Below are 23,346 nucleotides of genomic sequence, written 5' to 3' on the forward strand. Positions count from 1 at the left end.
ACACAATGGCTTATCAGATTGGTGATGCTTGCATCAGCTGTGGTTCTTGCGCAGGCGAGTGCCCGGTTGGCGCTATCTCTCAGGGCGACAGCAGCTACGTAATCGACGCAGGCGCTTGCATCGATTGTGGTTCCTGCGCTGGCAACTGCCCGGTTGGCGCTATTTCTCAGGCGTAATTCTTACTTATGCACGTATGAAAGACCTGGTGTTTATCGCCGGGTCTTTCTCTTTTGCCAATGTTGCGATTGCAAACACCTGTCATCTCAATGTCGGCCTATCTGACTGCATCCAGCTGCGTCAGTTCCATCCGCACGGCGGGGACGTGCCGCAAGGGGCGATCACAGCCCGCAACTTTTTGCGACTTTTTAACATCCGTGACTATAAAAAACATTATTTGTTGTTTGGCGTACACAGCTCCGCTCTAAAGGCTCTGTTCTGCTTTTTTTCACACAAATTTGCAATTTTTTCCGCCCGTTATCTACATATTTTTGTCAAAATCGTTTCCTTGCTTTTGGAACTTAAACCGGATATAATGTTATGACTGTAGGGAAAAACACAAAACCTTTATTCGCTTTACACAAATCCAATCAAAAGAAGGGGCTGTATTTATGACATCCTATACATTTCTTCTCGTACTTGCCATCATCCTTCTGTCCACGAAGGTGCTTGGCCTGGCCTCCGGCAAGGTTAAAATGCCGCAGGTTGTCGGCGCGCTGGTCGCCGGTCTGATCCTTGGCCCGTCCGTTCTGAATCTGGTCGTCGAGGACAGCTTTATTTCCGTCATCAGTGAAATCGGCGTCATCATGCTGATGTTCGCCGCCGGTCTGGAAACCGACCTTCAGGAGCTGAAGAAAACCGGCCTTGCATCGTTCGTAATTGCCTGTGCCGGCGTAGTCGTCCCGCTGCTCGGCGGCACCGCGCTGTATCTCGTCTTCTTTAACGGAGAGGGCGATGCGCAGCACATGCTGAAGGCAATTTTCGTCGGCGTCATCCTGACTGCAACCTCAGTCAGCATCACCGTTGAGACTCTGCGTGAGCTGGGCAAGCTGAAGGGCAGAGTCGGCACCGCCATCCTGGGTGCGGCCGTCATTGACGATATCCTCGGTATCATCGTCCTGACCGTTGTCTCCAGCTTCACCGATCCGGATGTACAAATCGGCATGGTACTGCTCAAGATTGTACTGTTCTTTGTCTTCATTGCAATCGTCGGTTTCCTGGTTTATAAGTATTTCAAGCATCTGAGCACCTCGTTTGCCAAGAAGATGCACCGCCGCGTTGCCATTTATGCACTGGCGTTCTGCTTCGTGCTGTCCTACTGTGCAGAGCAGTTCTTCGGTGTCGCCGACATCACCGGCGCATACTTTGCCGGCCTGCTGCTGTGCAACCTGTCCAACATCCGCGACTATGTTGCGCGCAAAATCGATATCTGCTCGTATATGCTGTTCGCGCCGGTCTTCTTCGCCAGCGTCGGCATCAAGACCAACCTGGCCGGTCTGACTCCGGCACTGCTGCTGTTCGCACTGCTGCTGCTGGTTATCGCGATTCTCTCCAAGATCGTCGGCTGTGGTCTGGGTGCAAAGTTCTGCAAGTTTACGAATCATGAAGCACTGAGCGTCGGCGTGGGCATGGTATCCCGCGGCGAGGTCGCGCTGATCGTCGCACAGAAGGGTGCTGCTGTCGGTCTGGTATCCGACACGCTGTTCGCACCGGTCATTCTGGTCGTCATTGTCACCACGCTGATTACTCCAATCCTGCTAAAAATGGTCATGAGTGACAAACAGCCCAAGCAGCCGGACGCAACTGCCAACACCTGATTCTGTCATCCTGGCATAGCAAATCCCGCAAAAGGAATTTTCCTTCTGCGGGATTTTTTTGCACTCAGAGCAGCGCCTTCCAGCGTTCAAGTGCCAGCTTTGCGTTGTCATATGCACTGGATGCCGTGCGCGTTCCGGCAGGTACACCCAGAATGGATGCGTCCGCCGGAAGCACGATGCCATAGGTCTGCCAGCGCTGCATCGCCTGCTGATAGGCCGTCACACGCACATTGTAATTGTATTCACGGTCTGTGTTGTACTGGTTGATCTGCGCCTGTGCCTGCTGCATGCGGATCTCTGCGGCGCTGTTCTCATAGCTCTGTCTTGCCTGTGCAATTTCCGTGTTGCTTGCATTGCGTGCCTCCTGTTCCTGTTGCAGACGCGCTGCGGACAGGGTATTCAGGTTACTGCGCAGGTTGTTATCTGATGCCACGCGGGCGGTCTCCGTATACCCGGAGGTCGGCGCGGTATAGCTTCCGCCGCTGCTCAGACCGGATGCGGCGAGCTTTTCCTCCTGACCTAACGCAGAGATGCGTGCGGCAGTCTGTGCCTGTGTCACACTGCCGCGGTAAGAGGTTCCAATTTCATCCAGACTGTTTTGCAGGCGCTTCAGGCTGTCCTGCCGCGCAGATTCAAAGGCATTCAGGCGGCTTCGTTCTGCTGCACGGTACAGCTCTTCAATATCCAAAGATTCCATATTCCATCTCCTTTCCTACAGGTCACGCACAGGCGTGCGTACCTGATAACGCAGTGTCATTCCGAGCAGGCCAAACGGCTCTGCGCTGTCATTGCGCACAACTACCTGGAACAGATAGGCGCGCCGCACGCGCCGCCGCACCGGAACGGGCACGGAGGCCGCTGCGGAATAAAATGAAAAGCGGGAAAAATCCATATGTGCAAAGGAAAACTGAGAAAATGCCACCGAATGGACGCACGCACACAGATGCTCTGTGCGGTACCAGATGTCTGCGCCCGAATAGCCATACGGCATAAGCAGTGGGCGGCAGGACAAAATGGTTTTGGTGCGGTTCCATACCCCCAGCGCAGAAAACGGCGTCGTCCAACGCGCACAGGTCGGTGTGCCGTCATCAAAATATGCATTCGCATCGGTTTCCCGGCAGAATGCACAGACACGCCCATCCGCCGTGCCAAACCACAGCCGCCCGTCGACGCTGTCTGCAAGAAAACACACCGCCGGGATGTTGTCCCAGTAATACCATTCCGGTATGCTGTTTTCCACCTGTCTGCTGTCCGCGACATAGCAGTGCCCGCCGACGGCGAGATAATATTTCCCCTCCCAGACACATGCCACGGCATCGCACATCGGTTCGCGTCCCAGGCGCGGATCAACGCGCTGGGATATGCCCGCAACGGCACGGTACTCGGTTACATTTGTGCCGAAGATTCCCATTACGCCCTGCGGTGAGAGATAAATTGGCGTGCCTTCGAGCACATCAATAGCATACCGGCTGACAGCACCCGCCGCCTCTGCGCCCTGCCGGAGCGGATAGCTCGGTCTGTCGTTTTCATCCAGTGCGAATGTCCGCAGATACTGCTTTGCGTCCTGTCCATCGGATTTGAGCACAACCTGTGTGTCATACTGTCTGGCATATCCCATGATTTCGGATGCATCCGAGCCAATGCGTGTATATCCGGTATCCGGGAAATAGGTTGGATCATACAACCCGGACTGCCAGTCACAGTTTGGCTCATCGGGATTGCCGGAAAGGAAGACACGTGTGTCATTTTTGCCGCCATACAACCCGCAAATACGGCATCGGTCGATGCTGGGGTGCTCGGTTGTTTTGGAAAAGGAAATGATGACATTGGCAAGTCCTCCCGCATCCGGCGGTGCTTCTTCAAACGTGACCTTTCCGGTGACCGCATTTACCATTTTGATGGAAAATTCCGTACACTCCGTACTGTCCACATCGATATCGGTACAATCCAGCTGGAATACCTTGCTGGTGCCGTCACCGACGAAGGTATTGATGCGTTTGGGCGTGAGCAGATTGACCGCCTCAAGGCTGGTTCCGCCGCCCGCCGGTGCACTGCCGATGGTTGTCGTGGGCACATAGGCGATATCGCGCACCGGCTGCACGGTTTCGCCGTCATAGACGAGATACGTCTTCCCGTCGAGCAGCCACAGCTTTCCGCCCATCAGGAAAGAGGTGGATTTGCCCTCATTCATGTCATCGTACAGCTGTGTATGCGTGCCGGCAGCATTCAGCCGCCACAGGTTTTTTCCTTCATGACACAGCGTATCGGCTTCAAACCGGTGCAGTCCAAAAATTTCGCCGTCAAATTGGGCGACTTTGCGGTAGCCCGTTCGCTTGACCGGAAAAAAAGTGTCGTTTGCGATCATGTTGCAGGCATCGGGGGAACGTGCCCAGTCCACCTTGGTCTGGTGGGATGCAAAATCCACACCTGCAAACCGTTCGACCACGACCTCCTGTACGGTATCCGCTGCGGAAAACTGGTATGGCGCGCTCATTCGTCCGCCTCCTGCAAATCTGTCAGCGTGCACGGCGCATAATAAGCGGCACGCCGTTCATATTCGCTCATCAGCCAGTTGAACATGGTGCGGTCATCCTCGGCGACGAGCAGTGCCGCGAGCCCATACGGGAAGCATTCGCGCACAAACAGCTCGTCATAGGGAACTTCCTCATCCATATTCTCTATCACTGGCGCAGCATCCGGTGCATTTCTGCCCTGCGCGCGGCACAATGCCCCCTGCTCATACAGCCGGTCTGCCAACATCTGATTGAGACAGCCCGCCGCCATACTCTCCAGCCATGGCACATCGTCGTGCTCCATGCCGAGCAGCACGAGTGCCTGTTCATATACTTGTCTGCCGGTCAATCGGTATCCTCCTTTCTGTCTCCTTCCTGTCCGTCCGCCGGACAGCCGGGCACATCCGTACCCGGCTGCCACGTTCCATCGTATTATGCGGTCTTTTCTGCAACCGAAGAGGTAAATTTGTCGTCCGCGAATGCCGCCGCGCGAACAACGGTCCCGGAGGAAACCGTCACGGCGGACGAGTATACCTTTGCGCTGTCAGAGTAGCGCGGATCGGTGCCGTCGATGGTATAGCGCACTTCCGAAGCACCTGACGGCTTGCTGATGGTTGCACTGCCGCTGGAAACGGAAATCGTCGGCAGGGTCAGCTTATTCGCCGCAAGCACAAGCGCATAGACGCCTGCGGACTTTGCCCCCAGCACAAAGGCGTCATAATAATGACGGCCTTCAATCAGCGCACCGGACACGCCGACTGGATCGTTGTGTACCTTTGCGTCGGAAATTTTATACGGCATCAGCACGGCGTTTTTGTGCGTAATCAGGAAATAGCAGCCGTCCGGCATATAGCTCTTGGGCACGCGCACAATAGTCAGACCGGAGATCTCACCGCAGACGCCCTTGCCGACCGCCTTGACGCCGAGACCCTCCAGGCCGGTGAACTCCGGTGACAGGCGGATCATCTTGTACACCTCGCTGGTGACATAGACATAGCGGTCGCCATCCGGAACCAGATTGTCGTCCAGCGTCTGTGCACCGGTAGAAATCAGTTCGACAATCGTGTCCTTGGTCGGCGCCTCGCTGACGGTATCAATGGTGCCCGCCATCATGGCAAAGCGGCTCAACGCATATTTGTCTGCTGCCGGAGTCGACTGTTCATTGATCTGTAAACGCAGCATATCGGCGGCCTTCTTGGTCATGTTCTGGTCGAGGTTATTGCCCTTATCGATGGTCAGCGTGAATGCCTTGTCCTGCGTCATCTTGAGCTCCTGCACGATATCCTGCATTTCGGTCACAGTGCCGTAGCGGTTGAGGCCGTCGCGAGTATAATCCACCTCCGGCACGGTCACCGGGGTATAGACCTTGAGCGTCTTGACGCCGGTCAGGTCAAACGAGCTGGATGTCTTTCCCTTGATGAATGAGCCTGCGGTAAAAACCTCCGCAATCTGGCTGGAATATTTGGTCGCTAAATTTACTGCCATGGTGTTTCCTCCTTAGCCTTTTCCCATCAGCGCGAGGATGATGGGGTCTGTGATGGTAGCTTCGCCGTCCGAGCGCGCAGAACCGACGTCCATGCGGCGATTGTCCGCATTTTTCCGCAGGTCTTCCAGCTCCTCGCGCAGCTTCCGGATTTCATACACGCGGTACGCGCCCAGCAGGTCGCCGGACTGGTTTGCGCTGTCCCACACCTCCGGCGGAATTTCATTCGGGCGGATGTCGGGATATTCATCCAGAAATGCCTGATAGGCATTGCCGCCCGGCTGTTCCCCGGCGACCTGTTCGCGGCGCGCCGCACGGTTGGCTTTGGAAAGCCCCTGTTCGGCGGCGGCAATCAACTGTTCCAGCGTCAGCTCAACGGTCTGCCCGTCAACGGTCACCGTATACAGCTGCTCATCGCTGTCAGTCAGCGGCAGATCTGCGGCGGTCTGCTCCGGTGTGCCGGCCTGCTCTGGTACACCGGCCGGCACCATATTTTTTCTTTTGTTCTGCATACAATCAGCCTCCTTTTATTGCGGTGCGGTCTGCGCCGCACCTGACTGTGTAGTCTGGTTTGATACAGCCTGCATCTGTCCGTTTTCCCGCTGTTCGCGCAGAGCGCGAAGCAGGCGGGATTTGCCGCGGATCTGGCTGTCCGGGATATTCTCGACATACAGCACCGGGTCGGTGATAATGCCGCGCTCCAGCAGGTTGTCATTTGTCGTCGTCTGCATGGTTTCCGACCAGTAGGCACTCGAACCGACTTCCACGTTGAGCTCGAGCGCTGTCGTTTCGAGTGTGTCAAAATCAAAGCGCAGCGTTGTCTCCTCGCCTCCGTCATCGACAAGATATACATTCCGGCAGCCGTAATGCACACGCATCAGGTCGACAAAAATGCGCACGGTATCCTCGACAAAGCGATAAAACTCCATGCGCACCAGCTCCAACGGCGCAATGGTCGCCTGCTGCACGGTGACGATAGCGGAGGTGTTGTCCGGCTTGACATTGCCGAGGGTCGCATCTGACGCACCCATCAGCTCCATTGTGTCCTTCATCATCTGTGACAGCAGTGCCATGACCTGCGTGGAAATATCCGGCGCGCGGAAGGCACTGAGGATCGCTTCATTCGGGTTGCCCCGCATGCCGATTGCCTTGCCGACATCCGAGGAATACCCATTTGGAAAGCGCGTCATGTCGTAAATGATTTTCGGGAAGGCGACATGCTTGATACACTGGACATACATCGAATACAGCTTGTTGATGGCAATCTGGTTGGGGATGGCCTCAGTGACAGGGGACGCGCCGTGATAGCAATGCTTGACACGCTCCCAGCTCATATAGGCGACCGGATACCGGCGGTATGGCGTGATGATTTCCGGCATGATAACAGCATGCTGGGTGCATTTGAAAAAGGCAATGCCGTCCTCTGTGCGCTGCATGCGCAGCAGCACAGTCACCATATTGTCGGTGTCCTCGGTTTGTGGATCATACTGCGGTTCGAGCACGCTGTCCGGCTGGATGCCTTTCGCATCGCTGCGGCTCATGCCGCGCTGCATCGCCTCACGGCGCACATCTTCCACCGAACGCCGCATGGACAGGATGAGATAAGGCTGCCGCTGCACATCGTCCACAGCGGGATTGCCAAAGAAGACATCGGTATTTTCAATGACATCGACTTCAATATCGCCCTGAACGCCCTGTCCGCTGTCCTTATCCGGATCGAACCGGATGTAAAAGCAGCCGTCGCCGTCAACGCAGGCATTGCGCAGCATGTAGCGGTTTTTGCTCTTGACGCCTGCGCGTTCGATGACGGATGACACCGCGCGGTCGATGACCTTCTGCATCGTATCCGCATCCGGCGCGTTCTGGTACGGCTGTGCAGTCACCGCAATGTCGTCCGAAACCAGCATGGAAATGAACAGGTTGACGACACGGCGCAGCACGTTAAAAATCAGCGGGTCGAGCGTCGTGACGTTCAGCCCCTCCCACTGCCGTCCGACAAAAAAATTTTCATTGGTCTTGACGCGGTCATACAGGTCAATGCGGTTGTTGTAATCCACGCCGCGCTGATATTCCTGCCAGACCGACTCAGGTGTCCTCATCGGCATCCTCCTCCTTTTTCGGGCCGGTATAGGCGAGCAGCGCAGCGATATCGCGGCTCAGCGCATCGTCCGCCTCGCTCCAGTCCTCCTGCGGCTGTTTGCGCCGCGGCAGCTGCGGCAGGCCGCGCGCCGCCCACACGCCGCAGGCAAAGCAAAGCAGGCTGCACAGGCAGCAAATGATATATTCCATAACTTCCTCCTTGCAGATTCACCCTTCGTAGGCGAGAAATGCGCCAACATCGCCGTCATAGCGGTCAGGCCGCCATGCATCCCCGTCCGGCTGCACGGTCGCGGCGAAATAGCGCAGCGCATCCGGCGCATGCGTGTATTCGTGCGGCGTATTCGCCGTGTCGTTCGGGTTGGCGGGATCGGTGGTCAGCAGCGGCAGCGTGCGGATGAGGTTTTTGCACACCGGGCTGATTTTCAGCTTTGCGGTGCAGATCCCCTGCTCATCGTCGAACGGGCGCAGGTATTCCTTGACGGCATACCAGCCCGCCACGCGTTCCCCCATTGCCCGGTCAAAATACAGCCCGGCATCTGCGAAAATATCGATGGCGGAGCGACCGGTTTCCTGCCTGCGGTTAAACAGATCGGGCGGTGCAAGCCGCTGGTCGATGTGTTCGCCCACCTCGGCAGTGCGGATGGCCTCCGCTGCCTCGGAGATAATCAACCCGGAGCGGTATACCTCCCGGTAGACCCATGCCGTGCCGTCCGGTGCGAGCGCAATCCAGAGCGCCGCCAGCATATCCAGTCCGTAGTCGATCGCAAGATACCGTTTCCACCAGCTGGGAAGCGGATCCGGCGGCACACAGACATGCAGTTCCGTGGAAAACTCGCCAAAATACTGCCCCTCGAACAAATCCCATCGCCCGTAGAGCAGTGCCTTGCGGCTGCGCTCGTCGAGCAGCTCCAGGCGGTGCACATAATCCGGGTCGTTTTTCATCAGGAAGGCATTGTCCTGCACGCGGGCAGGCAGGAACAGCCTGCCGTCCTTCTCCTCGCCCGGAACCAGGCAGTCGATATAGCGCGCCTTGACCCAGCCGTGTCCGACGCCGCCCGGATTGGTCGACGATTTGACCTGTTTGGGATACCCGTTGACGCCGCGCACGCGCGAGAGCAGATAAGTAAACTGGAATTTTGTGAAATGCGTCAGCTCGTCGAACCGGATGACGTCATATTCGGCGCTCTGGTACTTGGTGACGTCGTTTTCACTGTCGCACGAGCCAAACTCAATGACTGACCCGTTGACAAATTTCCACCTGTGACTGGTCTCGCCATACGTGGCAATGCTTGTCGGATACAGCGACAGCGAAACCTGAATGAGCGAACGCTTGAGCTCCGGGAATGTGCGCCGCAGCACCAGCTGTTTGGAGCCGGGATATTGGAGAGCAAAAATCAGCGCGTCAATCAGCTGCGCATAGCTCTTGCCGCCGCCCGCTGCGCCGCCGAACAGCGTTTCAAACGCAGTTGAGCGGATGAATTCCAGCTGACGCCGGGTGACGGAAAGCTCCATTATTCCACCACCTTGAGTACCAGCTCAAATTTCTCCTGTGTGTCCTGCCGGGAATCGGGCAGCTGGCCCTTGCCCACCGTGCGTTCCAGAATTTCCTTGGCAACGCCGACACGCGCCGTCCCGGTGAGTGAATCGTCCTCCAGCATGTCGCACAGGCACTGTGCCGCCTCCGGCGAATGATCGCACAGGATGTCGCGTACCTGATCCCCATGCGTTTTTTTCTTCCGGCTGCGGCTGCTTTTTGTTTGCGCCAACGGCATTCCTCCTCTCAAATGGATTATTTTAACAGCTCACGGTCTCCATAATACGTCGCTTTTTCCCATTGTCTACGGCAATTTGTTTCGTTTTTGTGCATAACCTGTGCGCACAGAAAAAAAATTCGGATTTTTTTCAAAAACCTCTTGCAATTTTTGTGCGCCCGTTGTATGATTGTATCAATCAATTAGTACAATAACACTGAAAGGGAGGATGTACATGCAATGGAATCTTTCCGATGACCGCCCGATCTATTTGCAGCTGATGGAGACCATTACTCTGGCCATCGCATCCGGCGCGCTCCCCGCGGGCAGCCGCCTGCCGTCGGTGCGCGATCTCGCAGCGGAAGCGGGCGTCAATCCAAACACCATGCAGCGCGCGCTTGCCGAGCTGGAACGCACCGGCCTGCTGTATTCGCAGCGCACCGCCGGACGGTTTGTCACCGACCGCACGGAACAGATCACGAAAAAGAGAAAGGAACTGGCTATGGAACAGATACACATCTTTCTGTCTTCAATGAAAGACATGGGTTATACCGCGGAAGAGACCGTGGAACTGATTCGCCAGGCAATCAAGGAGGGGTAACAGATGGCAAACGAGCCTATTTTACAGTGCACCGGGCTGTGCAAACGCTACGGCAATAAAACAGCACTGGACAACGTCACACTCGCGCTGGAGCGCGGCCGCATCGTGGGCCTGCTGGGGCCGAATGGCAGCGGCAAATCCACACTCATCAAGCTGGCAAACGGCCTGCTGACACCGACTGCCGGAGAAATCCGCATCGCCGGAAACCTGCCGGGCGCGGAAACGCACGCAAAGGTATCGTATCTGCCGGAACGCACCTATCTGAGTGACTGGATGACGGCAGATGATCTGCTGAAATTTTTTGCGACGTTCTATGAGGACTTCAACCTCGACAAGGCAGCGCAGATGCTGACGCATCTCGGCATCCAGCCGAAGGATTCCCTCAAGACGATGTCCAAGGGTACCAAGGAAAAAATCCAGCTTGTCGTCGTCATGAGCCGCGAAGCCGACCTGTACCTGCTCGACGAGCCGATTGGCGGCGTCGACCCGGCTGCCCGCGACTATATCCTGAACACAATTCTCACCAATTACAATGAAAACAGCACGGTGGTCATTTCGACTCACCTGATTTCCGACATTGAGAAGGTGCTGGACGATGTGATTTTCCTCAATAGAGGTCAGATCACGCTGCACAAATCGGTCGATGACATCCGTTCGGAATACGGAAAATCCGTCGACGCACTGTTCCGGGAGGTGTTCGCATGCTGAGCAAGCTGATTGGCTATGAATTCAAATCCACCCGTCGGATTTTCCTTCCGGCATTCGGCGTCCTCCTGCTGCTCTCGCTGGCAAATTCGATTTTTATTGCCCTGCCGGTCTCCGCCCCGTTCGGCGTACTGATGACCGTCTATGTCCTTGCGATGTTCGCGGTCTGTGTGCTGGCATTCGCGTACATGATTAACCGATTTTACAAAAACCTGCTGGGCGACGAAGGCTATCTGATGTTCACACTGCCCGCGCGTCCGTCGCAGCTGATCTGGGCGAAATGCATCACCTCTACCATCTGGATGGTAGTCACGGTCATCCTGTGCTGCATCTCGCTGTTCCTCCTCGCCACACCTGCGCTCCTTTCTGCCAGCTTTGAGCCTGAGATCGCCTTTTCGGACTTCTGGCATCTGATACAGTACGGGTTCTCCGAGCTGCTGCACGAGTTCGGCGCAAATCTGTTCCTTGTCCCGATCGAATTTACTGTCATCAGCATCGCCGGCGTCATCAATTTCTGCATGCATATCTATGCCTGCCTGTCGCTCGGTTCTCTGGCCAACAAGCACCGCCTCGGCTTCGCGTTTCTCGCATATCTGGGCTTTGGCGTGGCAAAGGAAATCCTGCAGTTTATCTCCTCGTGGATTTTCGATCTGACCGGTCTGAATCTGGATTTCAACCTGACACTGAACACAGCGGCGCAGATGCACATTGTCCTGCTGGGCTGTCTGCTGTTCATCGCGGTATGCATCGCCGTCAACTTTGTCATCACAAACTACATTCTGAGCAAGCACCTGAACCTGCAATAAACCCGCAAACGCAGAGCGCACCGCTGGAAAGCGGTGCGCTTTTGTGTTGAACTTTGTCGGATTGCTGTACATCTCCCCGCCGCATATGGTAAGATAAAGACAGCAAAGCAACAAGGGAGGGAATGGATATGAAATGCCCGTACTGCGGCGTACACTATCTGGACAGCGAACACGAATGCCCGGTCTGCGGCAATCGTCCCGGCATCGGCGCGCCGAAAAAGAAATCCAAATTCACCGCACAGGACAGCTCCGACCAGCCGGCACGGGAGAAAAATTCTTCCGCGAAGAAAATACTCCATCAGCCGGCGTCATCGGATGCGGCCTGGCAGCGGGCTGCCGCGCAGAATAGCGGTGCTTCTCCAAAGCAGCCCGGCGAAGCCCGAACATCCGGCTGTGCGCCCGGCTGCCTGATTGTCGCAATCATTCTGATCCTGCTGACCATCGTTCCTGCGGTGATGTCGTATGTGACCTTCTCCGATTTCTCCGGCGCAGTCACCTTTGTGGACGACGATTCCGAGCTCTACGAACCGTGTGCGCTGGATGAGGTACTGTCCGCCGGCACCTGGACAAACGATGACGGCAGCCTGCGCATTACCGTCTATGATGATGGCTCGATTGCATGGACAGACGGCATCCGCACCGCGCAAGATCCAGCGCCGTCTTTCGAGCGGATGCTCCTCACAGAGGATACCGCATCGGAATCCTGTTCCCGCGAAGAACTGGAGCAATACCCGGTCGAAGATTACACGCACTACACACTCTATTTTTCCGATTCCTCCAGCAATCTGCCGGACTATGACCTGTACATCTATGTGCCAAACGACACCGCCCCGGAGGACGTCACCTCCTTCGGCTGCTTCGACTGGGAGAGCGATGAATTTTTCACGCTGACACGGATTGACCAGAGTGAAGTGCCCGCCATGCCGGTTTCCCAATCCACCTGAATGCACAAAAAAAGCGCCCGTACCACGCGGTTCGAGCGCTTTTGTCTGTCTTTCGTGTTATGCTTCCGGTGTATGTTCTTTTTCGATTCGTTCGACGCTCCGGCACCGTCCGGTGCTCTCGTCAATGTCGAACAGCACGCCCTGCATGACGCAGACGCCTTCCGCCGGCTCGAACCGGCTGGTCAGATCGCCGCGGAACATCGCAATCGACTGCTCCGCGCGGACGCCGAGCACCGACCACTTCGGTCCGGTCATGCCGATGTCCGTGATATAGCCTGTTCCTTTGGGATTGACGCGCGCATCTGCTGTCGGCACATGAGTATGCGTACCATAGACTGCGGACACCCGTCCGTCGAGGTAATAGCCCATCGCGAGCTTTTCCGACGTTGCCGACGCGTGCATTTCGCACAGCGCGACGTCATACCGTCCCTCCTGCTCACGCAGGATGCGGTCAGCGCGCAGAAACGGATTGTCCGGGCCGTACTGCATGTCACACCGGCCGATCAGCTCGAACACCAGTACGCGCCAGCCTGCACTGGTCTCGTAGATGCCGAAGCCTTCGCCGGGCGACTGCGGCGCGAGGTTTGCCGGACGGATGATATAGCGGTTGTCCTCGAGATACGGGACAATGTTCTGTTTGCGGTAAGAATGGTTGCCGAGCGTGATGAGGTCTGCCCCGGCGGCAAAAATGCTGTCCGCCTGTTTGGGCGTGATGCCGACGCCGCTGGCGTTTTCGCCGTTGACGATGGTAAACGCCGCGCCGGTTTCCTTTTTCACGCAGCGCAGCAGATGGGACACGGTTTTCAACCCCGGATTGGACACAACGTCACCGATTGCCAGTATTTTCATACAGACCCCTCCTCAAAAAAGTACAAAAAGCGGCACAGCTGACCGTGCCGCTTATGTATCCTGTCAAACTCAGTCAAACAGCGGGGAAACCGAAGATTCCTCGTAGATGCGTGCAATTGCCTCGGTAAAGACCGGAGCGACCTGCAACAGCTCAATCTTGTCGCTTTGCTTGCTGGTCGGCAGCGGGATGGTGTCGAGCAGCGCAAGGTTCTTGATCGGGCTGTTTTCGAGACGCTCAATCGCCGGGCCGGACAGTACGCCATGTGTTGCGCAGGCATACACTTCCTTTGCGCCGCCGACCTCGATGAGCGCTTCCGCCGCATGGCACAGCGTACCGGCGGTGTCAATCAGGTCGTCGCACAGGATGCAGGTCTTGCCCTTTACGTCGCCGATGATGTTCATGACTTCGGAGACATTGGCGCGTGGGCGGCGCTTGTCAATGATCGCCAGACGGTAATCCAGCTTCTCACAGAACTTTCTTGCACGGGTAACCGAGCCAAGATCCGGAGAAACGATCATCATGTCGTCGCGGCTGCGGCCAAACTTGCCTGCAATGTGCGGGATGAGTACAGACGCACCCATCAGGTTGTCCACCGGGATGTTGAAGAAGCCCTGCAACTGATGTGCATGCAGATCCATGGTGAGCACGCGGTTTGCGCCTGCGGTCGTGAGGATATCCGCAACCAGCTTGGCGGAAATCGGATCGCGCGCCTTGGACTTTCTGTCCTGGCGGGCATAGCCAAAGTACGGGATAACGGCAGTGATGCGGCCTGCGGACGCGCGCTTGCATGCGTCGATCATAATGAGCAGTTCCATCACGTTGTCGTTGACCGGCTCACAGGTAGACTGTACGAGAAATACATCCGAGCCGCGGACAGTCTCGCCGATGGAAACCGAAACTTCGCCGTCAGAAAAGTGGCCGACGGTACATTTGCCGAGCGGCAGGCCAAGAGCGGATGCAATCTGCATCGCCAGCGCGGGATGCGAATTGCCCGCGAGGATTTTAATATTCTTGCCGTGAGATATCATAATTTTTAGGTCCTCCTGCATCTTTTTCAGTCCGTGAAACGCCAGGCGTTTCCCTAATCATGTTCCGAAACGATATATTCTATTCAAATTTCGCGGATTATTTATCCTGTCCGTGCATGCGGCGGCGGCGATCATTCCAGCCTTCCTTGTTCTCCTGCCGTGCGCGGGCAACTGCCAGCGCGCCTTCCGGCACGTTTTTCGTGACGGTGGTACCGGCCGCTGTGAGGACACGATCCCCCAGCTCAACCGGCGCGACGAGGTTGGTATTGCAGCCGATAAAGCAGTCGTCGCCGATCACGGTCTGGCTCTTGACATAGCCGTCATAATTGACGACAACCGTGCCGCAGCCGAAGTTGACGCGCTCGCCGACCGTGGCATCGCCGATGTAGGTCAGATGGGAAACCTTCGTGCCGTTGCCGATGGATGCCTTTTTCAGCTCGACGAAGTCGCCGATTCTGGTCTCATCACCGACCCGGCAGCCCGGACGGATGTACGCAAACGGGCCGACGGTCGCGTCGGCTCCCACACAGCTCTCATAAACCTGCGAGGAATTGACGCTTGTCCGGTCTCCGATTTCCGCGCGGTCAAGGATCGTGTTCGGGCCGATGGTGCAGCCGCAGCCGATCTTGCTGCCCGGGCGGATCATCGTGCCCGGCAGGATGGTAGTACCACTTCCGATTTCACAGTACGGGGAAATATACGTGTATTCGGGGTCGAGGATGCTGACGCCGCGCTCCATCAGTGCGCTGTTGACGCGGTGCTGGAGCGTCTTCTGTGCGTGGTAGGCATCGCAGGCGGAGCGCACATCGATGTGCGAATGCGTGCGGCAGGCACCGGTCTTTGCGCTGATTTCGCCCGCAATCTGAATGGAATGCGTCAGCGACAGCGGGTGGCAGGTCAGAATGTCGCGCAGCACATCGACGTTGTACACGGCAATGTGCCAGGTATCATCCAGCGCGCCGCAGGTCAGCGTTGTGACAGCGGTCTGCGCCTCGACATGCTGATCCATTACCATCTGGTATTCCTCTGAAACAACCTCCGGCATCGGAGTGGAGAGCAGCATAACATCGCCCTCCATGCCTTCGATTGCTGTCGATACCATTTCCGTGAAATCCGCGTCATCCGGACAGACAATGGATTCAATCCCTTCCAGCTCCGGCTCGCTCTGCTGGCGCGCATAGAACAGCCGGCACTGTTCCGGCAGTGCATCCGCAACCAGACGTCCGGTCGGGGTGAACAGAATCTCGCGCTGTACCGGATATTTTCCGTCCGCGCCCTTCTTACCGCCGAGCAAAATCGTATTCAACTTATTACAAGACATTTAAGATATCCTTTCCGCCACTGGAGCAGCTGCAAAAAGGCGCAAACTGCCCTCAGGAAAAATACGTAAATTTATTATACTATTTTTTTCGCAAAAAAACATCAGTAAATATATAAAATTTTACGCGCTCCTTTTCGCTTGCACTATTACTTTTGTCACGATATAATAAAATAACCGTCATCTGGCACAAAGTACCGGATGACTTCCCGTAATTTTGCACAAATGTAACCGATATTTTCCGTTTTGCGACGGAAAACCCGTTTTCCCGGAGGCATATTCATGTCACTCACATCACTCATTCCGACCGGCGGGGAGTTCTGCGTGCTGCGCGCACAGGTTGTGGACAGCCTGCTCGCCTGCTGTGACGGCGACAGTGCACTGCTGTACCTGTATCTTGTGCGAAAGGGCTCGTCGTTCGACGAGCGCGAAGCGCTGCGCGCGCTCGGCATGACGCGCGACCGGTATGACCGCGCCGTGCACACGCTGACCAGCCTGCACCTGGTCTCCACGCCGACCGAAACACAGCAGAAGCATCCACACCCGCCGCGCTACACGGCGGCGGAAATGCGCGCGCGCCGCGAAGGCGATCATCGCTTTGCATCGGTCTGCCAGACGGCAGAGATGGTGCTCGGCCGCACGCTGACCGAAGCCCAGCTGCGCACGCTGATGAACGCCTATGAGCATCTCGGCCTGCCCGCCGATGTGCTCATCGACCTGCTGACCTGGCTGCACCGGGAAAAAGGCGTCGTCAGCCGCCGCGATATCGAGGAACAGGCGTACCTCTGGGCAGATATGGGCATTTTTACCGCAGAAGCCGCATCGGAATTTCTCGCGCGGCGCGAGGCGGAAAAGCCGCTGATGGACAGCATGCTGCGCGCGCTGGACATGGCGGGACGCGACCCTGCACCGGAGGAATACCGTTACCTGTCCGGCTTTATCCGACAGGGCTTCGATGCGGAGGCAGTCGAGCTGGCGAAGGAGCGCATGTACGCCCGTCTGGGCAAATTCAGCTGGAAATATCTCAAGGGGATTCTGGACAGCTGGCATCAGAAGGGTGTCCACACGGCAGCGGAAATCACCGCGGTGGAGCCGGGTCTGCGCCAGCCGCAGCCCGCACCGCAGGCCAAACTCACACCGCCGTCCGATGGTGCCAATCTCTCCGACTGGGAGCGCGACTGGCTGGAGGAATTCAACGCAATGAACCGAAAGGAGGGCAACAGCCATGGCGTATGACAGGGCACTGATCTCCCGGATTCTCCGGCAGATGGAACAGCAGCGACAGCAGCATGAAGCCGAAGCAGAGGAACGCCGTTACCGCCTGACGCATACCATCCCGCGTCTGGGTGAAATTGACCGCGAGCTGCGCGCGACATCGGCGAAAGCCATGCGGATTGCGTTTGAATCAAACAATACCGACAGCGCCATTGCTGCGCTGCGCGACCGAAATCTGGCTTTACAGGACGAAAAACGCCACATCCTGCTGGAAAACGGCTATCCGGCGGATTATCTCGCCGTCGCCTGCGACTGTCCCGCCTGCCGGGACACCGGCTATGTCGAGAGCGGGCTGTGCGACTGTGTGCGCCGCCGCGCCGCCGCCGAGCAGAAAAAGGATCTGTCCTCCCTGCTCCCGGTCGACCGGGAGACCTTTGACACATTCCGGTTGGACTACTACAGCACCCAGCCCGACAGCCGTTCCGGTATTTCCCCGCGCGAAATGGCGAAATTCAACTACCAGAAGTGCAGCAGCTTTGCCGAAACCTTCGGTGCATCCTATGAAAACCTGCTGCTGTACGGCGCAGCAGGCCTCGGCAAAACCTTCCTGTCGTCGTGCATCGCGCGGCGCGTCACCGAGCGGGGCTTTTCCGTGACATATGATACTGCCATTTCTATTTTTGACCAGTACAACAACGCAAAATTCAAAAGCGGCGATTTTTCTGCCGCCTCGCAGGCACTTGCGCGTTTTCGCAATGCCGATTTGCTGATTGTCGACGATCTCGGCACGGAACTGCCCGGCGCCTTCCACACCTCCTGCCTGTATGACCTGCTCAGTCGCCGCCTGATGGCACGGCTGCCGACCATCCTCAGCACCAATCTGCTGCCGGGTGAGCTGGAGGGTCGGTACTCCGCGGCGATTGCCTCGCGCATCCTCGGCGAGTTTACCCAGCTGCGTTTTATCGGCGATGACATTCGCAAAATCCGGAAAAAACAGCGTTTTTGACCTGATAATCGGGTACTTTTTCCGCCGTTTTCGCAAATATCTGCGTCTTTACTGTCTATCTTCAAAAACAACATAGAATTGTAACAGTCGTTTTACGATTTGTTCACAACTTCCTCGGATAAATGCGTTATACTATGAGCATGGAACGAGGGAACGACGAAACCTCTTCCTAAAAGATATGCCGGTATCTTTGAATTTCTCTTACCCCCCTTTTTATTTTGTGAAACGTATGCGAACGAAGCGGCCGCCCGTCAGGGCGGCCGCTTTGTCGTGTTTTTTCTCTTTTTCTGCACCGAACGGCGCGCGCGGCGCTTTGCAAGCCGCGTCAAAACTGCTATAATAGAAAGCATCAGAATATATCCCGCCCGATGTTTCGGAGGAGGTTTTTCTTTATGCCAAATATTATCCATGCCGCCGATTTCCACATCGGTGCAAAATTTGATTTTCTTCCGCCCGACCGCGCCGCAGAAGCCGTCAGCCTACAGCTGTCCGCACTTCAGTCGTTTGTGACATATGCCGGCGCATCCGCGGCGGATGCCGTGCTCATCGCGGGAGACCTGTTCGATACACCGGATGTGCGCCCGCAGATTTCCTCTGCCGTGTTCGCGCTGCTCGCCAAGTGCCCGTGTCCCGTGTTCCTTTCGCCCGGCAACCACGATTATTATCATGCGGGCAGCCCATATGCCACACAGCCGCTGCCGCAGAACCTGCATGTTTTCACCGGGCGCACACTGGAGCCGGTCGCATTGAACGACGGAAAAACCGTCATCTGGGGCGCCGCCTTTCAGGACAACAAGGCGGTCATCTCGCTGGAAGCACCGCTCGACCCGTCCAAATGCAATATCTGCCTGATGCACGGCGAGCTGGGCGGCACAGGCGGCTACAACTCGATTTCTGAGAGCGCCGTCATCGGCAGCCGCTTCGACTATATCGCGCTCGGCCACAACCACCGGTTCAGCGGTGTATTCCGCATCGGCCAGACCGCACTCAGCTGCCCGGGCTGCTTCTCCGCCACAGCATCGGATGAAACCGGTGTCAAGGGCTATCTCACCGGACGCATTGAAAAAGGGGATGTCTCCCTGACTCTGCGCCCGTCCGGTGCGTTGGAATTTGCGACAGTCTCCCTGCCCATGACCGGTCTGCAAAGCGACGCCATGCTCGCGGAAGCACTGCTGCCGCTGCTGCCGCAGCCGCCCGCACGCATCTGCTGCATCGTCCATCTGACCGGCACGCGCATGTATGAGCCGAATCTCACTGCCCTGTCACGATCGCTGCGCCATTCGTTTTTCCATGCACAGGTCATCGACGAATCCTCCGCCATGCAGGATCTGTACCGCTACCAGAAGGACGACGGCCTGCGCGGGACGGTGACGCGTGATTTCCTGTCCCGCATGGAAAAATGCAGTCAAGATGAAAAATCCTGCGCCAAGCTGACGCTTGCACTGGAATATGCCCTTGCCGCGCTCGACGGGCGCGAGCTGGACTGAGGAAAGGATTGCTGCATGCAAAAGGAAAAACCAAAAACCAGCAATGAACTCCGCGTACGCACCATTTTGACGATTCTCATCGTCATCTGTGCGGTGCGCCAGTTCATCAACGACGATTATCAAAACGTATTCATCTGTTTTCTGTCACTGTTTCTGCTCGGTCTGCCCCGCTTTATTGAAAAGAAGCTCGATCTGGATCTCCCGCCGTTTCTGGAGGTCATCATCATGCTGTTCATCTTTTCAGCGGAAATCATGGGCGAAATCAACGCATATTACGAGAAAATCCCGATGTGGGACACGATGCTGCATACCATCAACGGTTTTCTGATGGCTGCCATCGGTTTTTCGCTCGTCGATATTTTCAACCGCAGCGAACGCTTTCTGGTCAAGCTGTCGCCTGTATTTGTCGCCATTGTCGCATTCTGCTTTTCCATGACCATCGGTGTTCTGTGGGAATTTTTTGAATTTTTCATGGACAGAACATTCGCCATGGACATGCAGAAGGACTTTTTTGTGACCAGCATCAACTCTGTGGCACTCAATCCCACCGGTGCAAATGTGCCAATCCATCTCCAGGTGGATTCTCTGCTGGTCAACGGCGAGGACTGGATCGCTAAATATGGCGGTTATCTCGACATCGGCCTGATTGACACGATGAAAGATTTATTTGTCAACTTCATCGGTGCGGTGGTCTTTTCGGTCATCGGCTATTTCTACGTCAAGCACCGCGGGCGCGGGCGCTTTGCCCCCAAATTCATCCCGATCATCAACCACGGTGACGGCTATGGCGTCGATAACTTCGGCAATCCGATTCCGGAAAAGCCGCAGAAAAAGGACCAAAAATCCGGTTCAGAAAAGCGCCGCGAATAGCGCAAAATACAGCAAACCCGGCACGCGCAGGCGTGCCGGGTTTTGTTTACCCATATACAATATTGTATCGGAACTTCATCATAATCTGTGCGAGCTGCGCGCGTGTTGCGTTGCCGCGCGGCTGTAGCAGGTTGCCGTCCGTGCCCGAAATCAGACCGTTGCCGACTGCCCACTGCATCGCATGAATCGCCCAGTTGGATACATCCTGATCGTCGTCATAGCTGCTGATGCTGACATACGATGTCGTTGAATGGCCGTTGAGATCGGCGTATTTGTACAGAATCGTGGCTGTCTGTTCGCGGGTAACATGCTTATTGGGGGAAAATGTCCCATTTCCCGTACCTGCGGCAACACCGTTTTCCGCTGCCCAGATAACCGCACTGGTATACCATTTCCCCTCCTCAACATCGCTGAACGGGGATTTCCCAGTCACTGTGGGTAAGCCGGACATGCTGTACAGTACCTGTACCAGCATAGCACGTGTCATGGTTTTGTTGGGTCCGAATGTTGTCGGCGTAATGCCGGCAAACAGACCGTTGCCGCGGGCATACGACACGGCATTGTAATACCATGCCTTCTGCGCCACATCCGTGAACGGCAGGGTTTCCACTGTCACAGTGCACTGCGCATACTCGCCGTTGACACTGTGGACAGAAATAACCGCCGTGCCCTCGGCGTTCGCCGTTACAATGCCCTCGCTGGAAACCGACGCCACCTCCGGGGTATCGCTGTTCCAGAACAGGATATCCTCCGGGGCATTGTTCGGAATCGCAGACGGGATCAGGCGTAGCTCTGCGCCCACATGGGTTGTCGCAGCCGTACTGCTCAGCCCGATGGTATCGTGCACGGAAACCGTTACCGGAATATCGGTCACAGCCGTATAATTCTGCGTATCAATCGGTGTATAGGTCAGATAGAAGGTTTTTTCGCCCTTCTCCATGCCGACCGACTGCTCTGGCTCCTGCCATGCAAAGCAGCTGCTGTGCAGCACATCGCGCAGGGACTGTCCGCAGAGCGCCGACAGTCCCTGTGGCACTTCGACCTGGGGCACAGCTTTTTCAATGGTAAACTGCACCTCGGTCTTTCCGCCGTATGTGTCCGTACCGGATACCATCACCTGTGCTGTTCCTGCGCCAATGTTGTTACTATAGACCACCGTGCACGGCACCTCAGCTCCGTCTGCCGTTGTCGCCGTCACCGTCGGCGTACAGGCTTCCCCGGTAAATGAATACACCGTCTGGGACAGCTGAATTTCCGCATCCGCAATGCTCTGGATGGTCTCAAAGGTAAGCCCCCGCAGGGACGCGACCGTTTCCGCTGTACTTCCTGTACAGCCGCGGATCACAGTGCCCGACGGAATGCTATTCGTCTGGATGTCTGCCACCGACGGAAGAATATCGATGGACAGCAGCGCTGTACAGCCCGAAAACGCACCGCTTCCAATGCGTTTGATGCCGTCCGGCAGCACAACCGCCGTGTTCAGGGCGGTACAACCGCTGAACGCATAGCTACCCACCGAGGTGATGCCGCAGCCGATATCCAGCGCCGTAATCCGCTCAGCCAGCTCCGCCCACGGCGCCTTGCCTTCCTCATAATCGTTCATCCTGCCGCTGCCGCGCAGCGTCAGCACGCCGTCCTCTGCCAGACTCCACGTGATATCATTTCCACAGGTACCCTGTCCGAGCAAACTGCTCTGCGGATCGTCCGCGGGACCCGGCTCATAGCTGGTCTCGGCAATCGGATACGCGGCAATAAATTCATCGCTTGTATAATCCGACCACGCCTCATGTCCGAGGAAGCTGTCCTTGCCGCGCAAAAAATAGTCGCGCCAGGACGCCCCTGCATCCCACGTACTGTCCAGATAATAATACTGCTCTCCGAGCTTTACGATGTTCCAGGCATGGTTTTCACCGCTCGCGGTTGCAGTTCCGGCAATGATGCGTGTGGAAAAGCCCGCTTCGCGCAGCATGCGGTACAGCAGCAGCGCATAGCCCTGACAGACAGCGGTGCCGCGCGTCAGCGCACTGTAGGCGGTATATTTCTGCGTGGTGGTGTCGTCGCTGTCATAGCTCACATGGTCACAGATATACGAATAAATCCGTTCGATCTTCTGGTAATCGGTCGCCTGCTCAAGATGTAATGACCGCAGTACTTCCGTCAGTTTGTCATTCAGCTCGCGTTCCTGTTCCGCCGTTGTGTAATAGACAACTGAATAAATAAATTTATACGAATAGGTGCTCGTGCCGTCGCCGTTTACGACCGACTCACCCTGAATGTTGCAGACATAGCGTCCATACTGCCAGCGCAGGTAATCGCCTTCATTTTCGTTCCCGGTTTCCCCCAGCGCATTTGCGACAATGCTCTTGACAATGCTGACCTTGGGGTCTTCACTGTTCGAGCGCACCGTTGTGCGGTAGGCAAGCGTAATCACATGCTGACGGTTTGCCATCTGGCTGCGCACGAACCCCGCTGCATCGGCAATGTCTGTATAATACGCCGTCGCAGACGCGCCGTGTTCGCCGCGCTCCGCCTGTTTTTTGCGAAAGTTCGGCGGGTTTTCTATGATGGAATCTGTCGAATCCGACGGTGATTCCTCGTCCGCTGTCCCGCCGTACAGGGGATTGACAACAGTCACAGATCCGGTGAGCGGTATGGTCTTATCCGACCCGGTATATGTAGCAGCCGCCGGAAGCTGTCCTGCCAGAAGTGCCAGCAGAAGCAGCAGCGACACAAGTTTTTGTTTCATCCCATTACCTCCAAAGTTCTATCATCCCCAATGGTTCCCCTTATTTTTATTATACCCTGCTTTGCTCTGCTCGGCAACCAAAACCATCATTATGTCACATATCTCTGAC

General features: G+C 56.3%; 24 protein-coding genes. 11 read left to right on the forward strand and 13 right to left on the reverse strand.

What is annotated here, in order from left to right; translation table 11 throughout:
* Positions 1-5: 5 nt before the first annotated feature.
* From ACLM7Z_RS02375 to ACLM7Z_RS02385, 3 genes are all read left to right on the forward strand, one after another.
* Positions 6-176 (forward strand): DUF362 domain-containing protein, encoded by a 171-nt coding sequence (locus ACLM7Z_RS02375; RefSeq protein WP_087022359.1) that lies wholly within the window; start codon positions 6-8, stop codon positions 174-176.
* Positions 125-541: a hypothetical protein gene (locus ACLM7Z_RS02380; RefSeq protein ID WP_435645546.1), complete on the forward strand. Its 417-nt coding sequence runs from the start codon at positions 125-127 to the stop codon at positions 539-541. The genes ACLM7Z_RS02375 and ACLM7Z_RS02380 overlap by 52 nt, the downstream gene beginning before the upstream one ends.
* 67 nt (positions 542-608) lie before the next feature.
* The gene (locus ACLM7Z_RS02385; RefSeq protein ID WP_087022356.1) at positions 609-1,814 is read left to right on the forward strand and encodes a cation:proton antiporter; all 1,206 of its coding nucleotides are present in this window, start codon (positions 609-611) and stop codon (positions 1,812-1,814) included.
* Positions 1,815-1,878: 64 nt separating this feature from the next.
* Here ACLM7Z_RS02385 and ACLM7Z_RS02390 read toward each other — a convergent pair whose 3' ends face one another.
* From ACLM7Z_RS02390 to ACLM7Z_RS02430, 9 genes are all read right to left on the reverse strand, one after another.
* A complete protein-coding gene (locus ACLM7Z_RS02390) occupies positions 1,879-2,511 on the reverse strand; it encodes a hypothetical protein (RefSeq protein ID WP_087022353.1) in 633 nt (210 codons plus the stop codon).
* Between the two features lie 15 nt (positions 2,512-2,526).
* Positions 2,527-4,308: a hypothetical protein gene (locus tag ACLM7Z_RS02395; protein WP_273349008.1), complete on the reverse strand. Its 1,782-nt coding sequence runs from the start codon at positions 4,306-4,308 to the stop codon at positions 2,527-2,529.
* A complete protein-coding gene (locus ACLM7Z_RS02400) occupies positions 4,305-4,676 on the reverse strand; it encodes a hypothetical protein (protein WP_435645547.1) in 372 nt (123 codons plus the stop codon). Before ACLM7Z_RS02400 ends, ACLM7Z_RS02395 begins: the two co-directional genes overlap by 4 nt.
* Before the next feature lie 83 nt (positions 4,677-4,759).
* Positions 4,760-5,812 (reverse strand): FN3 associated domain-containing protein, encoded by a 1,053-nt coding sequence (locus ACLM7Z_RS02405; protein ID WP_087022345.1) that lies wholly within the window; start codon positions 5,810-5,812, stop codon positions 4,760-4,762.
* 12 nt (positions 5,813-5,824) lie between these two features.
* Positions 5,825-6,322: a hypothetical protein gene (locus ACLM7Z_RS02410; protein ID WP_087022342.1), complete on the reverse strand. Its 498-nt coding sequence runs from the start codon at positions 6,320-6,322 to the stop codon at positions 5,825-5,827.
* Between the two features lie 15 nt (positions 6,323-6,337).
* A complete protein-coding gene (locus tag ACLM7Z_RS02415) occupies positions 6,338-7,909 on the reverse strand; it encodes a hypothetical protein (protein ID WP_273349007.1) in 1,572 nt (523 codons plus the stop codon).
* Entirely contained in the window at positions 7,896-8,099 is a 204-nt protein-coding gene (locus ACLM7Z_RS02420; RefSeq protein WP_087022336.1) for a hypothetical protein, read from the reverse strand. The genes ACLM7Z_RS02415 and ACLM7Z_RS02420 overlap by 14 nt, the downstream gene beginning before the upstream one ends.
* An 18-nt stretch (positions 8,100-8,117) precedes the next feature.
* On the reverse strand, positions 8,118-9,422 hold the full coding sequence (locus ACLM7Z_RS02425) for a terminase large subunit domain-containing protein (RefSeq protein ID WP_087022674.1): 1,305 nt from the start codon (positions 9,420-9,422) through the stop codon (positions 8,118-8,120).
* Positions 9,422-9,676, reverse strand: coding sequence for a hypothetical protein (locus ACLM7Z_RS02430; RefSeq protein WP_087022326.1), 255 nt, complete (start codon positions 9,674-9,676; stop codon positions 9,422-9,424). Before ACLM7Z_RS02430 ends, ACLM7Z_RS02425 begins: the two co-directional genes overlap by 1 nt.
* Before the next feature lie 220 nt (positions 9,677-9,896).
* Between ACLM7Z_RS02430 and ACLM7Z_RS02435 the strand changes: the two genes are divergently transcribed.
* The 4 genes from ACLM7Z_RS02435 to ACLM7Z_RS02450 all read left to right on the forward strand — a co-directional run bounded on the left by ACLM7Z_RS02435 (position 9,897) and on the right by ACLM7Z_RS02450 (position 12,717).
* Entirely contained in the window at positions 9,897-10,262 is a 366-nt protein-coding gene (locus tag ACLM7Z_RS02435; RefSeq protein WP_273349006.1) for a GntR family transcriptional regulator, read from the forward strand.
* A 3-nt stretch (positions 10,263-10,265) separates the two neighbouring features.
* Entirely contained in the window at positions 10,266-10,970 is a 705-nt protein-coding gene (locus tag ACLM7Z_RS02440; RefSeq protein WP_087022669.1) for an ABC transporter ATP-binding protein, read from the forward strand.
* Positions 10,964-11,773: a hypothetical protein gene (locus tag ACLM7Z_RS02445; RefSeq protein WP_087022323.1), complete on the forward strand. Its 810-nt coding sequence runs from the start codon at positions 10,964-10,966 to the stop codon at positions 11,771-11,773. The genes ACLM7Z_RS02440 and ACLM7Z_RS02445 overlap by 7 nt, the downstream gene beginning before the upstream one ends.
* Positions 11,774-11,901: 128 nt before the next feature.
* Positions 11,902-12,717 carry a hypothetical protein gene (locus ACLM7Z_RS02450; RefSeq protein ID WP_435645548.1) on the forward strand — a complete coding sequence of 272 codons (816 nt, stop codon included), beginning with the start codon at positions 11,902-11,904 and terminating at the stop codon, positions 12,715-12,717.
* A gap of 57 nt (positions 12,718-12,774) precedes the next feature.
* Here ACLM7Z_RS02450 and ACLM7Z_RS02455 read toward each other — a convergent pair whose 3' ends face one another.
* The 3 genes from ACLM7Z_RS02455 to ACLM7Z_RS02465 all read right to left on the reverse strand — a co-directional run bounded on the left by ACLM7Z_RS02455 (position 12,775) and on the right by ACLM7Z_RS02465 (position 15,916).
* A complete protein-coding gene (locus ACLM7Z_RS02455) occupies positions 12,775-13,566 on the reverse strand; it encodes a TIGR00282 family metallophosphoesterase (RefSeq protein ID WP_273349003.1) in 792 nt (263 codons plus the stop codon).
* A gap of 69 nt (positions 13,567-13,635) precedes the next feature.
* Positions 13,636-14,595, reverse strand: a complete 960-nt coding sequence (locus tag ACLM7Z_RS02460) for a ribose-phosphate pyrophosphokinase (protein ID WP_273349002.1) — start codon at positions 14,593-14,595, stop codon at positions 13,636-13,638.
* 97 nt (positions 14,596-14,692) lie between these two features.
* Positions 14,693-15,916: a DapH/DapD/GlmU-related protein gene (locus ACLM7Z_RS02465; protein WP_273349001.1), complete on the reverse strand. Its 1,224-nt coding sequence runs from the start codon at positions 15,914-15,916 to the stop codon at positions 14,693-14,695.
* Positions 15,917-16,195: 279 nt separating this feature from the next.
* Between ACLM7Z_RS02465 and ACLM7Z_RS02470 the strand changes: the two genes are divergently transcribed.
* The 4 genes from ACLM7Z_RS02470 to ACLM7Z_RS02485 all read left to right on the forward strand — a co-directional run bounded on the left by ACLM7Z_RS02470 (position 16,196) and on the right by ACLM7Z_RS02485 (position 20,491).
* The gene (locus ACLM7Z_RS02470) at positions 16,196-17,149 is read left to right on the forward strand and encodes a DnaD domain protein (RefSeq protein ID WP_435645549.1); all 954 of its coding nucleotides are present in this window, start codon (positions 16,196-16,198) and stop codon (positions 17,147-17,149) included.
* A complete protein-coding gene (locus ACLM7Z_RS02475) occupies positions 17,139-18,134 on the forward strand; it encodes an ATP-binding protein (RefSeq protein WP_087022658.1) in 996 nt (331 codons plus the stop codon). Before ACLM7Z_RS02470 ends, ACLM7Z_RS02475 begins: the two co-directional genes overlap by 11 nt.
* A gap of 392 nt (positions 18,135-18,526) precedes the next feature.
* Positions 18,527-19,621 carry a metallophosphoesterase family protein gene (locus ACLM7Z_RS02480; protein ID WP_165761199.1) on the forward strand — a complete coding sequence of 365 codons (1,095 nt, stop codon included), beginning with the start codon at positions 18,527-18,529 and terminating at the stop codon, positions 19,619-19,621.
* Between the two features lie 15 nt (positions 19,622-19,636).
* Complete coding sequence (locus ACLM7Z_RS02485; protein ID WP_242969892.1) at positions 19,637-20,491, forward strand: hypothetical protein; 855 nt, start codon at positions 19,637-19,639, stop codon at positions 20,489-20,491.
* A 46-nt stretch (positions 20,492-20,537) separates the two neighbouring features.
* On the opposite strand, the gene ACLM7Z_RS02490 is transcribed toward ACLM7Z_RS02485, so the two are convergent.
* Positions 20,538-23,237: an S-layer homology domain-containing protein gene (locus ACLM7Z_RS02490; protein WP_273348999.1), complete on the reverse strand. Its 2,700-nt coding sequence runs from the start codon at positions 23,235-23,237 to the stop codon at positions 20,538-20,540.
* Between the last annotated feature and the right edge of the window lie 109 nt (positions 23,238-23,346).

The organism is Butyricicoccus porcorum (assembly GCF_051246315.1).
Lineage (GTDB): Bacteria > Bacillota > Clostridia > Oscillospirales > Butyricicoccaceae > Butyricicoccus_A > Butyricicoccus_A porcorum.